Origin of the sequence: Martinezella lusitana (assembly GCF_900094565.1) — a bacterium.
Taxonomy (GTDB): domain Bacteria; phylum Pseudomonadota; class Alphaproteobacteria; order Rhizobiales; family Rhizobiaceae; genus Rhizobium; species Rhizobium lusitanum.
Genome location: NZ_FMAF01000003.1, coordinates 328,048 through 340,871, shown reverse-complemented (window position 1 = coordinate 340,871; position 12,824 = coordinate 328,048). Strand labels below are relative to the sequence as shown.

At 61.3% G+C, this 12,824-nt stretch carries 10 protein-coding genes; 1 reads left to right on the top strand and 9 read right to left on the bottom strand.

What is annotated here, in order from left to right; translation table 11 throughout:
* Window positions 1–18: 18 nt before the first annotated feature.
* Window positions 19–1,293, bottom strand: a complete 1,275-nt coding sequence (locus GA0061101_RS08040; RefSeq protein WP_037196456.1) for an MFS transporter — start codon at window positions 1,291–1,293, stop codon at window positions 19–21.
* A gap of 226 nt (window positions 1,294–1,519) precedes the next feature.
* Between GA0061101_RS08040 and GA0061101_RS39325 the strand changes: the two genes are divergently transcribed.
* Window positions 1,520–1,681, top strand: a complete 162-nt coding sequence (locus tag GA0061101_RS39325; protein ID WP_092573544.1) for a hypothetical protein — start codon at window positions 1,520–1,522, stop codon at window positions 1,679–1,681.
* A 48-nt stretch (window positions 1,682–1,729) separates the two neighbouring features.
* Here GA0061101_RS39325 and GA0061101_RS08030 read toward each other — a convergent pair whose 3' ends face one another.
* The 8 genes from GA0061101_RS08030 to tkt form a co-directional block, all read right to left on the bottom strand.
* Window positions 1,730–2,647: a PhzF family phenazine biosynthesis protein gene (locus GA0061101_RS08030; protein ID WP_092573432.1), complete on the bottom strand. Its 918-nt coding sequence runs from the start codon at window positions 2,645–2,647 to the stop codon at window positions 1,730–1,732.
* A gap of 160 nt (window positions 2,648–2,807) precedes the next feature.
* The gene (locus GA0061101_RS08025; RefSeq protein ID WP_047638950.1) at window positions 2,808–4,070 is read right to left on the bottom strand and encodes a serine hydrolase domain-containing protein; all 1,263 of its coding nucleotides are present in this window, start codon (window positions 4,068–4,070) and stop codon (window positions 2,808–2,810) included.
* Between the two features lie 233 nt (window positions 4,071–4,303).
* On the bottom strand, window positions 4,304–5,329 hold the full coding sequence (locus GA0061101_RS08020) for a class I fructose-bisphosphate aldolase (RefSeq protein WP_037196462.1): 1,026 nt from the start codon (window positions 5,327–5,329) through the stop codon (window positions 4,304–4,306).
* A 212-nt stretch (window positions 5,330–5,541) separates the two neighbouring features.
* Window positions 5,542–6,744, bottom strand: a complete 1,203-nt coding sequence (locus GA0061101_RS08015; protein WP_037196464.1) for a phosphoglycerate kinase — start codon at window positions 6,742–6,744, stop codon at window positions 5,542–5,544.
* A gap of 72 nt (window positions 6,745–6,816) precedes the next feature.
* Window positions 6,817–8,667, bottom strand: a complete 1,851-nt coding sequence (locus GA0061101_RS08010; RefSeq protein WP_037196465.1) for a potassium/proton antiporter — start codon at window positions 8,665–8,667, stop codon at window positions 6,817–6,819.
* 321 nt (window positions 8,668–8,988) lie between these two features.
* Entirely contained in the window at window positions 8,989–9,576 is a 588-nt protein-coding gene (locus tag GA0061101_RS08005) for a putative glycolipid-binding domain-containing protein (RefSeq protein ID WP_037196466.1), read from the bottom strand.
* A gap of 2 nt (window positions 9,577–9,578) precedes the next feature.
* Window positions 9,579–10,589, bottom strand: coding sequence for a type I glyceraldehyde-3-phosphate dehydrogenase (gene gap / locus GA0061101_RS08000; protein ID WP_037196468.1), 1,011 nt, complete (start codon window positions 10,587–10,589; stop codon window positions 9,579–9,581).
* Between the two features lie 65 nt (window positions 10,590–10,654).
* A complete protein-coding gene (gene tkt / locus GA0061101_RS07995; RefSeq protein WP_037196469.1) occupies window positions 10,655–12,637 on the bottom strand; it encodes a transketolase in 1,983 nt (660 codons plus the stop codon).
* Window positions 12,638–12,824: the final 187 nt, after the last annotated feature.

Here is a 12,824-nt window from a genome sequence, read left to right as displayed (position 1 = left end):
CCTTTTCCCGCAAAGGGATCAGGTGCCGTAATTTACAGTTATATCGTCCTTTTTTGAAGTCTCGCTTCGCGCGAGTGACATGCTCTCCGGCGTGATCATCTGGGCGTTGGCGGATGGCATCGTCGTGTAGGCGTCGCGATCGCCCGCGGGTCTGGCGGCGCGGCGGCGACTGCGGAAGATGGAATAGGCTGTTATGAGCAGGTGGGCGACGGCTGTCAGGAAGAAGAGGGAGTAGGGGCCAACGGAGGACATGACGGGTCCGCCGATCGTCGGGCCGATGATGGTGCCGATGCCATAGAGCAGCAACAGGCCGCCGGAAACCTTGACGAAGTCCTCCGGCGCGGCGAAGTCGTTGGCGTGGGCGACGGTGATCGGATAGAGCGTGTTGGCGACCGCGCCGTAGACCACCACCATGCCGATGAGGAAGTAGGGGCTGCTCGGTTTCAGCAGGAAGAGCAGCAGGCCGTCGAGGGCCGCGATGGCGGCCATGCCCGCCAGCACGTAGCGGCGGTCGATGCGGTCGGAAAGACGTCCGGCCGGAAATTGCATTACGGCGCCGGCAAAGATAGTCGAACTCATCATAATCGCGATGTCACGATCCGAAAGGCCGGCATTGGCGCCGAATACGGCGCCGAGCGTGCCGTAGGCACCGTTGGCGATACCAACAAGCAGGATGCCGAGCGAGGCCACCGGCGAATTGCGGTAGAGCGCCTTCAGGTCGAGGCTGACGGCTTTCAGCGGCTGCGGCGAGGCGGCGGTCGACAGCGTGGTCGGCAGCATGGCGATGCAATAGCAGATGCCGCACATCATGAAGAGAATGGGCGTATGGATGTCGGCGAAGGGCACCATCATCTGGCCGGCGACCGCGCCGATCAGCGTGATGCCGATATAGAGCGAAAAGATCGCGCCGCGGCTCTCGTTGGTCGCCCGCTCGTTGAGCCAGCTTTCGATGATCATCGAGGTGCCGGCGGTGCAGAAGCCGGTGACGGCGCGCAGTGCCACCCACCAGGTCGCATCGACGACGATGCCGGTCAGAAGCGCGATGATGGCGATGACGGAGATGAAGCCCGAAAAGGCGCGGACATGACCGATGCGCCGGACCACCTTCGGCGCGGTCAGGCAGCCCAGCACGAAACCGGTGGCCCAGGTCGTGCCGAGCAGGCCGAGCGTCGTGGTCGCGTAGCCTTCGGCCGTGCCGCGTACCGGCAGCAGCAGGCTATGCAGGCCGTTTCCCGTAAACAGGAAGAGCGTGCCGAACAGCAGGGCCAATACGGGCAAAATGTTTCTTTTCATGCTCCCCACCTTCATGCGGATCCGTTTAAGGAACCGATAAGACAGGAATACCCTCCTGTCCGTCTTCGCTATTGATTGTGTCCCGGATTGCCGCTATCGGCGTGTAGAAACAGTCTGTTGGCGCGGAAAGATGTCCGTCCTATGACGTTAGAGCATGATCAAGAAAACTGCGCAGCGGTTTTTGGTCGCGGTTATGCTCACTCTTGCGCAAACGGGGAAAAATAGCGTGACAAAAGTCATCGCGGTGCTGCTGCTGCTCGCCATGGCGGTGCAGGTCATCAAGCCACTGGGACTGCCGGGCCTCAGGCGCCGGGTCGATTTCTGGAAGATCGCCATCATCGCCTTCGCCGTCTGGACAGTTGCGCTGATCATCAACGAGACGTTTTAAGGCCCTTCAGGCTCGGATATCGGCTTTCGAGCTCAGATGTGCCTCTCTTCAGAGCAGGATTTCGCCGCGCATGATCTTGACGCAGCTGCCCGACAGAAAGACATCATTTACCATGCCGTCAGATTTCCTGACGTCGACGCCGATCAGACTGCGCCGGCCCATCTCCACACCCTGTTCGATGGTGATTTTCACCTCGGCATCGCGCGCCGGCAGCAGCGAGGTCAGATAGGCGCCGAGGGCTGCGGAGGCGCTGCCGGTTGCAGGGTCCTCGATGACATTGTCAAGCGGCGCAAACATGCGGGCGCGGATGTGCCACGGGTTCTCGGCCGATCGCGTATAGAGGAAGAGCGAGAATCCGGTCTTGTCTTCCTTGTGCCGCGCGGCCGCCTCGGCGAAAACAGCGGCATTCGGGCGTGCCTTGCCGAGTGTTTCGAGGCTATCCAATTCAGCAAAGGCGAAGGGCAGGCCGACGGAGGCAAATATCGGCGCGTGCGATGTCCTGCGGATCGACAGCGGCTCGATCTGCACGCAGCGCGCAATCAGCTCGTCGGCGATCGTCTCGCCGATCTTGAGGCTGCCCGGCGCGCGTATGCTCGCACCTGTGACGTCATCGCCGCTACGCAGCAGGGTTACCTCCACGAGACCGGCGTCCTCCTCGAAGGTCAAGCCGTCGCCAACGGGCTTTCCGAAGATCTCCCGCTGCCGGCCGAGGACGAAGGCGGTGCCGACATTGGGGTGACCGGCAAAGGGAATTTCGGCTGTCGGCGTGAAGATGCGGACGCGCGCCGTATGATCGGGGTTTTCCGGCGGCAGCACGAAGGTCGTTTCCGAATAGTTGAATTCGGTCGCGATTTTCTGCATCGCATCGCCGCTGAGGCCGCGCGCGTCGGGAATGACGGCCAGTGGATTGCCGACGAAACGCTCCGACGTGAAGACATCGACGGTGACATAGGCGACGGTGTTCATGGCGGCTCCCGATGCTTTGATAGGACTGCCAGGGATATAGCCGCTGCCCAATCATGGCTGAAGGCGCGAACTTGTGCCCATGACAAGTTCACTATCGGCCTCTTCTGCGGGAATTGGTCCTTACCCTACACCATGCCAGGGTGCGGCATGCATGGACGCCTCAATTGCCCTGGAACTGCTTGAGCACGCTAGACCAGAGTTCGACCAGTTCGGCACCGCCTGCATCGGCCGGTTTCGCGCGTACCGCGGTATGGACAAGTACCAGATGTGTTGTTGGATCGACGAGGATGCGCTGACCTGCCCGGCCGTCCAGAAAAAACGTTCGGCGTGGACCAGGCATGAGCCAGATTTGATAGCCGTAACCCCAGGGGTTCGGCAATTGATTGACTGCAAGGAACGAGCCTTGCGTAACCGGCTGCGTTGCATCGAGCAGCCACTGGCGCGGTATGATCTGTCGGCCGTTCAAGGCACCGTCATGGGCAAGCAGCATGCCAAAGCGGGCATAGTCGCGAAGCGTCGCGCTAAAGCAGCAGTAGCCGACTTCCTGGCCCGTGCTGTCGACCTGCCAATTCGCGCTGGCTTCCGCGCCCATCGGCTGCCATATCCGGGACTGGAGATAGTTCGACATTGTCATATGAGTGGCGTGGGTCAGGACCAGGCTCAGCCCTTCCGTATCAAGATTGCTGTAGTGCCAGACCGTGTCGGGAGCGGCGACCCGCTTGTTAAATCGCGACACGGCCGCATAGGGGTCGAGCTTTTCCGGGCCGAGCAATGAATTGCTGAGCCGAACGTTGTCGTCGGGATTGCCGAAGTTTTCCGTGAAGGCAATGCCAGAGGCCATATGCAGCAAGGCGCGGATCGGCGTGCTGCCCATCTCGGTGCCCTTCAACTCCGGCACATAGGTCTGCACGGTGTCGTCAACGGAGTGAATGGCACCCTCGGAAATCGCGATCCCGATCATCATGCCGGTCAATGTTTTCGCCATGGATTGCGAGACAAGGCGGTCGTGATCGGTGCGGCCGTATTGATAATGTTCGAACAGGATCGTGTCGTTGTGGGCAATCAGCAATCCCGTGGTGGGATTGGTGTCGAGATATTTCGACAAGGTGGCGGCTTCGGCGCCGAATGTGAACTTGACCGAAATCTCGGAAGGGGCGCGCAGCAGCGGTAGCGGATGCTCGGCGGCGGCGATCGTGTGTGTCGGCGCGAGCTGATCGGCGTGACTGAAGTTGCCGATCATGTTGCGTTGTTCGCTAAGTGGCAGACCGACGGGATAACCGAGTTTCTCACCGTAGGCCACTGCGTCTGGTCCGGTCGGGGAAAAGACGGGAACAGCCGTCTGCAACTGCTGGGCACGAGCAATGCCTATTTGGGCTACTAAGGCGACGGCAAGAACAGCAACAAAACCGCGCCAGGCAAGCATATGGCAACCCCTCTATTAAGCCCGTTGATTATAAGCGGGACAACCTAGTGCCGGTCTTTCGTTACAGCCGTTTGACACGGTTATTTTCCGATATCACAGCGAACCTATTCTTGTCATTGCGGCAGATGTGACTTGGTCTGTTCTGAGCATTCGGTTGGCTATTGTGCGAACGCAAAAAAAGCCCCGGTCACGTCGTGACCGGGGCTTTTGATTCGTTCGGGTACTCGCCGAAATCAGGCAGCCTGTTCGCGATCCTTCGTCCAGCTGCCCTTGGCGGCGAGATAGTTCATCTCGGCTCGGTGGGTGAAGGCGCGCTGGCCGGCGGCGACATTTTCTGCCTTGCCGCCCCATGCCTTCAGCGCTGCGTCCTGCAGTGCGCGGCCATAGGAGAAGGTCACCTGCCAGGGCAGATCGTAGCCGGAGTTGATGGCGGAGAGATGGGCGGTCGCTTCCTCGGTCGACTGGCCGCCCGAAAGGAAGGCGATGCCGGGAACGGCCGAGGGCACGGTTTCCTTCAGCACCTTGACGGTGCGCTCGGCAACCTGCTCGACGGAGGCCTTGCGGACCTTCTTGCCGTCAATGACCATGCTTGGCTTCAGGATCATGCCTTCGAGCTTGATGCGGGCTTCCGCGAGCTCCTGGAAGACGATCTGCAGCGTCCAGCGAGTGACTTCTTCACTGCGGTCGAGGCTCTGTGTGCCGGGCTCGCCGTCCATCAGCACTTCCGGCTCGACGATCGGAACGATCTTCGCTTGCTGGCAAAGGGCGGCATAGCGGGCGAGCGCATGGGCATTCGCCTTGACGGCGCCAAAGGTCGGAAGCGTGTCGGAAATGGCGATCACGCCGCGCCATTTGGCAAAGCGGGCGCCGGCGTCATAATATTTCGCCAGGCGATCGGCGAGGCCGTCGAGGCCCTCGGTGACGGTTTCGCCGGGAAAGCCGGCCAGCGGCTTGGCGCCGATATCGACCTTGATGCCGGGAATGCTGTCTGCGGCCCTGATGACATCGACGAAAGGCGTGCCGTTCGCAGCTTTCTGGAAGAGGGTTTCCTCATAGAGGATGACGCCGGAAATGTACTTCTTCATCGCTTCGTCGGAGCGGAAGAGCATCTCGCGATAGTCGCGGCGGCTCTCTTCCGTGGAAACGAGAGAGATGGTGTCGAAGCGCTTCTTGTTGGTGGCGGTAGATTCATCCGCCGCCAGGAGACCCTTGCCACCGGCAACCATCTTCACGGCAATGTCTTCAATTCGTTCGCTCATTTTGTTTCTCCAAGGCGATTTCAGTCGGCGACAAGATCAATATAGATCGGCGATAACAGAAGTATAGAAGGAGGGAAATGGCTGGCTAACTAATTGAAACGATTGAAATGATTTCAACCGTTTGAAAGTTTCGGAGCCTATCTTAGCACTCACAGGAAAGCCGCGAAAGCCTTCGCCTTCGCGGCTCTCTTCACTCGTTTGTGCGAACGCGCTTACTTGGCCGTCTGGAGAACGGCGACGCCGGGCAGAACCTTGCCCTCCATCCATTCGAGGAAGGCGCCGCCTGCGGTCGAGACGTAGGTGAAATCATCGGCAACGCCCGCGTGATTGAGCGCGGAAACCGTGTCGCCACCGCCGGCGACGGAGGTCAGCTTGCCGGCCTTGGTGCATTCGGCGGCGTATTTGGCGGCCGCGACGGTTGCGGCATCGAAGGGGGCGATTTCGAAGGCGCCGAGCGGGCCGTTCCAGACCAGCGTCGTGGCGCGGCCGATCCAGCTCTTGATTGCCTCAACCGACTTGGGGCCGACATCGAGCACCATGGCGTCAGCCGGGATGGCTTCGATGGCGACGACCTCGTTGTCGGCGCCTGCCTTGAACTCGCGAGCGACGACGCCGTCTTCCGGCAGGACGATCGCGCAGCCGGACGTGGCGGCTTCGATCATGATCTGCTTGGCGGTGTTGGCGAGGTCATGCTCGCAAAGCGACTTGCCGACATTCGTGCCGCGGGCGGCAAGGAACGTATTGGCCATGCCGCCACCGATCACCAGCGCATCGACCCTCTTCACGAGGTTCATCAACAGATCGATCTTGGTCGAGACCTTGGCGCCGCCGACGATGGCGACGACGGGGCGGACCGGGTTGCCAAGGCCCTTTTCCAGGGCTTCAAGTTCGGCCTGCATGGTGCGGCCGGCATAGGCTGGCAGGAGATGGGCGAGACCTTCGGTCGAGGAGTGGGCACGGTGGGCAGCGGAGAAGGCATCGTTGACGTAGATGTCGCCATTGGCGGCAAGCGCCTTGGTGAAGGCCGCGTCGTTCTTCTCTTCCTCCTTATGGAAGCGGGTATTTTCCAGCAACAGGATGTCGCCATTGTTCATCTTGGCGATCGCGTCGGCAGCCGGCGCGCCGATGCAATCGGAGGCGAAGAGAACAGCGTGGTCGAGGACTTCCTCGACCGCAGGGATGATGAGGCCAAGGGAAAGGTCCGGCGACGGGCCATCCTTCGGGCGGCCGAAATGGGCAAGCAGGATCACCTTGGCACCCTTTTCCGACAATTCGAGAATCGTCGGCGCGACGCGCTCGATGCGGGTCGCATCGGTGACCTTGCCGTCCTTGACCGGCACATTCAAGTCGACGCGCACGAGCACGCGCTTGCCGGTGATGTCGGTGAGATTGTCGAGGGTCTTGAAGGCTGCCATGGGGAGGATCCAATGTTGTTGGTAGCGTGAAGTGCGCCGACCATACTACGGATGATCGGAGACGCAAGGCGGTCAGGGGTCGTTTTTGCCGGTATTGGAATCGGTTGAAACGGCCTCTCCCACACGTTCGCGACGTCTGCGCATAAAGCTGCGAATGCCGTTCAGAATATCGTGCAGATTGATGAAAATCGGCAGGATGACCGGCGGTTCCAAGGCTTCCAACGACATCCCGACGGATTGGATATGGTCGTTCTCATCGAGATCGCGAACGATGAGGATGATTTCGCCAAGACGCACCCGGTCGGCATAATCAGCCTTGCCGCCAAGGCGCTGACGCATGAGTTCGGCGATCGTGAGGCCCTTTTCCTGTTCGCTGAGCAGCCCCGGCCCATAGGCGGCGTCGAGATCGGCGGCGGGGCGCAGCGGCGAGATCGAGAAGGCACCGAAGAATTCGGCATCATCAGGATCGACCGCCGCGCGGCTGGCGAAGAGGCGGTCGAGCAGGCGCGAATAGCTGGGCGCGATGAAGAGATAGATGACATCGTTTTCGCGCAGGCGGCCGGCATATTGATAGCGCATCGACTTGCCGTCGCGCACGACGAGCGAAGGCATGGCCCAGCGCGGAATGCGCTCGCCGCGCAGAACCGGGCTGTCTTTTACGACGCGATAGGAAAGCAGCTCGTGACTGGCCGTACCCGGCAGGTCGACCTCGACCTTATCGATCGCGCCGATGCGAGGCGGCACGATGAGGCCGAGCTTGCGCGCCATGGGCTTGATGGTCCAGCCCTGGACGAGCAGCGACACCAGCACGACGATGAAGGCCACGTTGAAATAGGTCTGGCCTGCCTCGAGATTGCCGAGGATCGGTATGATCGCAAGCAGGATGGAGACGGCGCCACGCAGGCCGACCCAGGCGACGAAGCCGGTCTCGCGCTGGGTATAATCGAAGGGCAGCAGGCAGAGCCAGACGGCGATCGGCCGGGCGACGAAGATGAGGAACAGGGCCAGCGCCACCGAGGGGATGGCGATTGCGGGAAATTGCGATGGCGTGGCGAGCAGGCCAAGGACGAGGAACATGATGATCTGTGCCAGCCAGGTCATGCCGTCCTGGAAACGCTTGATGGAGGCCGAGGCGGGCATCTTGCGGTTGCCGGCATAGATGCCCGCGACATAGACGGCCAGGAAGCCGCTGCCGCCGACGGCGCCGGTAAAGGAGAAGACGAGGAGCGCCAGCGCCAGCACGAAGATCGGCGTCAGGCCGCGATCGGTCTCGAGGCGGCTGACGATGAGGACGATCATCATGCCGCCGAGCAGGCCGAGGATGACGCCAAGCCCCATCTGCTGGATGAACGCCCCCAGCATGGCAAGGTTGATACCGCCATAGCCTTCACCGCTCGCCAGCAACTCGACCAGCGCCAGCGTCAGGAAAATGGCCATCGGATCGTTGGTGCCGGATTCGACTTCCAGCGTGGAGCGCACCTTGTCGCGGATATTGATGCCGCCGATGCGCAGCAGGAAGAAGACGGCAGCGGCGTCGGTGGAGGCGACGATCGAACCGAGCAGCAGGCCCTGCAGCCAGGTAAAGCCGAGAAGCCAGGTAGAGGCAAAGGCAAACAGGCCTGCGGTCACGAGTACGCCGACGGAGGCGATGGTTAACGCCGGCGCGGCTGCGAGCTTGAACGCCTGGATCGGTGTGCCGTAGCCGGAATCGAAGAGGATGATGGCAAGCGCAAGCGAGCCGAGGATATAGGCGAGATAATTGTTGGAGAATTCGATGCCCAGCCCATCCGTGCCGGCGGCAAGCCCGATCATCAGGAACAGCAACAGCAGTGGGGCGCCGAAGCGGAAGGCGAGCAGGCTCGAGAAAGCCGCGATCAGGATCAGGACCGTGCTGACCAGCACGATGACGTAAAATGCCTCCACCTTGTTCTTCCCCTTCCAGTGCGCCGCTGCTGGGACCAAAAGCCCGGATCGTTCAAAATTCCCCCATCGTCCATCATGCTATCGCGCCATGCAATTTTGCAAACACGGATGCCTTTCGGGGAGGGTCTTGGGATATAGATCCGCTCCGATGGCTGCGACATCATGGTGTGAGGCGCACCGCCAGAACGGCCGTGCGGCTTTGGAACGCCCTGGGGAAATTCCATTCAGAAATTTATTGGTAAATCTGGACCATAGCAGGGCAGGAGGCGAAAAAATCCGAAATGTTTTTAAGAAGATGCGCGGATCGATCGCGGCTGCGGATTAGAGGTCGACACGCTTGAAATAGATCGGATAGTCGATCACCAGGCCGTCCGCGTCGACAGGCAGGTCGACGGTGAAGGCCCTGTCCTCGGCGGCGTAGCGATAGAGCGCTCCCGGCACGATGCAGGTGTAGTACTGGCCGTCGCGTACGGGCTCGAAACTGTCGAAGGGGATGTAGAGCATGGAAAGCTTCGCCGTTCCGTCTTCCGGCGTCAGCTCGAGCCGGCGGATCGGCAGGCTGTTGGTGAAGGGCGAACCATAGAGGTCGATGTCGATACAGCCGTCGAATTGCGGCAAGGAAAGGCCGTCTTCGGTGCGCCAATGGCCCTTGCCGTCGGAAAGCAGGGCAAGGCGCCGGCCCTCCGTGGTTTCGACGCTAAAGGATAGAACGGCCCAGTTGGCCGCGCAGTCGATACGATAGAAGACGCCGTAGGGCGAACCGCCGCGACCGCCGATAATGACGCCACTGGCGCGAATGGCCGCGCCAGTGGCTGTGTCGTTGATCGGAGCGATCGTCACGTGTTCCAGCCCGTCTCCTTCGATCGGACGCCAGCGGACTGTCGTCGGAAGGAGAGGGCGGAAGGGCACGATCAGATCAGCTTGGCAAACGCGACGGCCGTGTCGGACATGCGGCTGGAGAAGCCCCATTCGTTGTCGTACCAGGACAGGACGCGCACGAAGTTGCCTTCCAGAACCTTGGTCTGGTCGGTTGCGAAGATCGACGAATGGCTATCATGGTTGAAGTCGCGGGAAACCAGCGGCTCGTCGGTGTAACCGAGGATACCCTTCAGCTTGCCGTTCGACGCAGCCTTGATGGCTTCGTTGATTTCACCGACCGTCGTTGCCTTCTTGGACACGAACTTGAAGTCGACAACCGAAACGTTCGGGGTCGGAACACGGATCGACGTGCCGTCGAGCTTGCCCTTCAGGTGCGGCAGAACGAGACCAACAGCCTTTGCGGCGCCCGTCGAGGTCGGGATCATGGACAGGGCTGCGGCGCGGGCGCGGTACAGGTCCTTGTGCATGGTGTCGAGCGTCGGCTGGTCGCCGGTGTAGGAGTGGATGGTCGTCATGAAGCCATGGTCGATACCGATGGCGTCGTCGAGGACCTTGACGACCGGCACCAGGCAGTTCGTGGTGCAGGACGCGTTGGAGATGACCAGATGCTCCTTGGTGAGCTGGTCGTGGTTGACGCCGAAAACGACGGTCAGGTCGGCGCCGTCGGCAGGAGCCGAAACGATGACGCGCTTAGCACCGGCCGTCAGGTGAGCGGCGGCCTTGTCGCGGGCAGTGAAGATGCCCGTGCATTCCATTGCGATATCGACGCCGAGGTCGCGGTGCGGCAGCGTTGCCGGATCCTTGATCGCCGTGACCTTGATCGGCTTGCCGCCGCCAACGATGATCGTGTCGCCTTCGACCTTCACCTCGGCCGGGAAACGGCCATGGATCGAATCGTAACGCAGAAGGTGGGCATTGGTCTCGACCGGGCCGAGGTCGTTGATGGCAACGACTTCGATATCGGTGCGGCCGGATTCGACGATGGCGCGCAGTACGTTGCGGCCGATACGGCCAAAGCCGTTGATGGCTACTTTTACAGTCATTTGAAATTCACTCCCGTTCACTCAGGGTGTTTATCTATTGGATTTGAGAGCGCTTGTCAGCGCCCTCAGGAAAGCTTTGCCTCGGCGGCAGCAACCACAGCTTCCGTCGTGATGCCGAAATGCTTGTAGACATCCTTGTAAGGAGCGGAAGCGCCGAAGCTCTTCATGCCGATGAAGGCGCCTTCCGGACCGATGAATGCGTCCCAGCCTTCGCGAACACCGGCTTCGACGGCGATCTTGACCGGCGAGTTGCCGAGCACTTCCTTGCGGTAGGCATCCGGCTGTTCGAAGAAGAGTTCGGTGCAGGGAACGGAAACGACGCGGGTGGAGACGCCCTTGCCTTCGAGGACCGTGCGGGCTGCGACCGCGAGTTCGACTTCGGAACCCGAAGCGAAGATCGTCACCTTGGCGTCGGCGTTACCGGCCAGCGTATAGGCACCCTGTTCGCAAAGGTTCTTTTCGCTGTATTCCGTGCGTGCCGCCAAAAGGTTCTGGCGGGTCAGCGCGAGACCGGACGGACGGTTGGTCGTCTTGATGGCGATCTGCCAGCATTCCGCCGTTTCGGTTGCGTCCGCCGGGCGGAACAGCTGGAAGTTCGGGATGGCGCGCAGGCTGGCGACCTGTTCGACCGGCTGGTGGGTCGGGCCGTCTTCGCCGACGCCGATGGAATCATGCGTCAGGACGTGGATGGCGCGGATACCCATCAGGGCAGCGAGGCGCAGCGGCGGGCGGCAATAATCCGAGAAGATCATGAAGCCGCCGCTGTAGGGGATCAGACCGCCATGCAGCGCGATGCCGTTCATCGCGGCGGCCATGCCGTGCTCGCGGATGCCCCAGTGCATGTAGCGGCCGGAGAAATCGGTCGGGGTGATCGACTTCATCTGGCTGGTCTTGGTGTTGTTCGACGGCGTCAGGTCGGCGGAGCCGCCGAGCGTTTCCGGAATGAAGCCGTTGATGACTTCGAGCGCGTCTTCCGATGCCTTGCGGGTTGCAAGCGTCGGCTTGGTTTCGGCAAGCTTCTTCTTGTAATCGCTGATGGCGGCGTCGAAGCCGGCGGGCAGTTCATGCGCGAAGCGGCGGGTAAATTCAGCCTTCTTGCCCGCTTCCGCACCGGCAAGGCGGCCTTCCCAGGCTTCGCGGGTGCCGACCGAGCGCTCGCCGGCGGCGCGCCATTCACCGAGAATGTCGTTCGGGATGACGAAGGGCTCATAGGGCCAGTTCAGCGCGACGCGGGTCGCGGCGATTTCCTCGGCGCCGAGCGGCGAGCCGTGGACCTTGTGGGTGCCCTGCTTGTTCGGGGCGCCGAAGCCGATGATGGTCTTGCAGGCGATGAACGTCGGGCGGTCGGACTTGTGGGCGGCTTCGATAGCGGCACTGATGGCGGCCTGGTCGTGACCGTCGACTTCGATGGTGTTCCAGTGAACGGCCTTGAAGCGGGCGACCTGATCGGTCGAATCCGAAAGCGAGATGGCGCCGTCGATGGTGATGGAGTTGTTGTCCCAGAAGAGGATGAGCTTGTTGAGCTTCAAATGGCCAGCGAGCGCGATCGCCTCATGGCTGATACCTTCCATCAGGCAGCCGTCGCCGCACATGGCATAGGTATAGTGATCCTGCAGCTCCGAGCCGAACTCTTCGCGCAGCTTGCGCTCGGCGATCGCCATGCCGACGGCATTGGCAATGCCCTGGCCGAGGGGGCCGGTGGTGGTTTCGATGCCGGTGGCGTGGCCATATTCCGGATGGCCGGCCGTCTTGGAGCCGAGCTGGCGGAAACGCTGCAGCTCCTCGACCGTCATGTCAGGATAGCCGGTCAGATAAAGAACCGAGTAGAGCAGCATCGAGCCGTGGCCAGCCGACAGGACGAAGCGGTCGCGGTCCGGCCAATGGGGGTTCTTCGGATCGAAGCGCAGATATTTGCTAAAGAGAACGGTGGCGACATCCGCCATCCCCATCGGCAAACCGGGGTGACCGGAATTGGCCTTCTCGACAGCATCCATGGCAAGGAAACGGATCGCATTTGCCATCCGGTCGTGTTGTTCGCGAGAGATCATGGGTTTTTCCGCAATGTTCCGGGTTCGGGGATGGCCGCACGCTTGGGAGGGAGGCCACCGGTTGAAAGGCGGGCGAAAGGGAGACGTTCCTCCGAACTCCATTTTCAGCGTCACCTCAGGCGGCTGAGACATAGCAGTTGGGACGAGCAAGTCAATAAATCGAGGCCCCAATCCGGGGCGGCTGCCG

Bases quoted from the DNA above. Each gene is read 5' to 3' on its own strand.
- tkt (WP_037196469.1), bottom strand. From the start codon at position 12,637: ATGATCTCTCGCGAACAACACGACCGGATGGCAAATGCGATCCGTTTC.
- GA0061101_RS08015 (WP_037196464.1), bottom strand. From the start codon at position 6,744: ATGGCAGCCTTCAAGACCCTCGACAATCTCACCGACATCACCGGCAAG.
- GA0061101_RS08020 (WP_037196462.1), bottom strand. From the start codon at position 5,329: ATGAGCGAACGAATTGAAGACATTGCCGTGAAGATGGTTGCCGGTGGC.
- gap (WP_037196468.1), bottom strand. From the start codon at position 10,589: ATGACTGTAAAAGTAGCCATCAACGGCTTTGGCCGTATCGGCCGCAAC.
- GA0061101_RS08030 (WP_092573432.1), bottom strand. From the start codon at position 2,647: ATGAACACCGTCGCCTATGTCACCGTCGATGTCTTCACGTCGGAGCGT.
- GA0061101_RS08040 (WP_037196456.1), bottom strand. From the start codon at position 1,293: ATGAAAAGAAACATTTTGCCCGTATTGGCCCTGCTGTTCGGCACGCTC.
- GA0061101_RS08025 (WP_047638950.1), bottom strand. From the start codon at position 4,070: ATGCTTGCCTGGCGCGGTTTTGTTGCTGTTCTTGCCGTCGCCTTAGTA.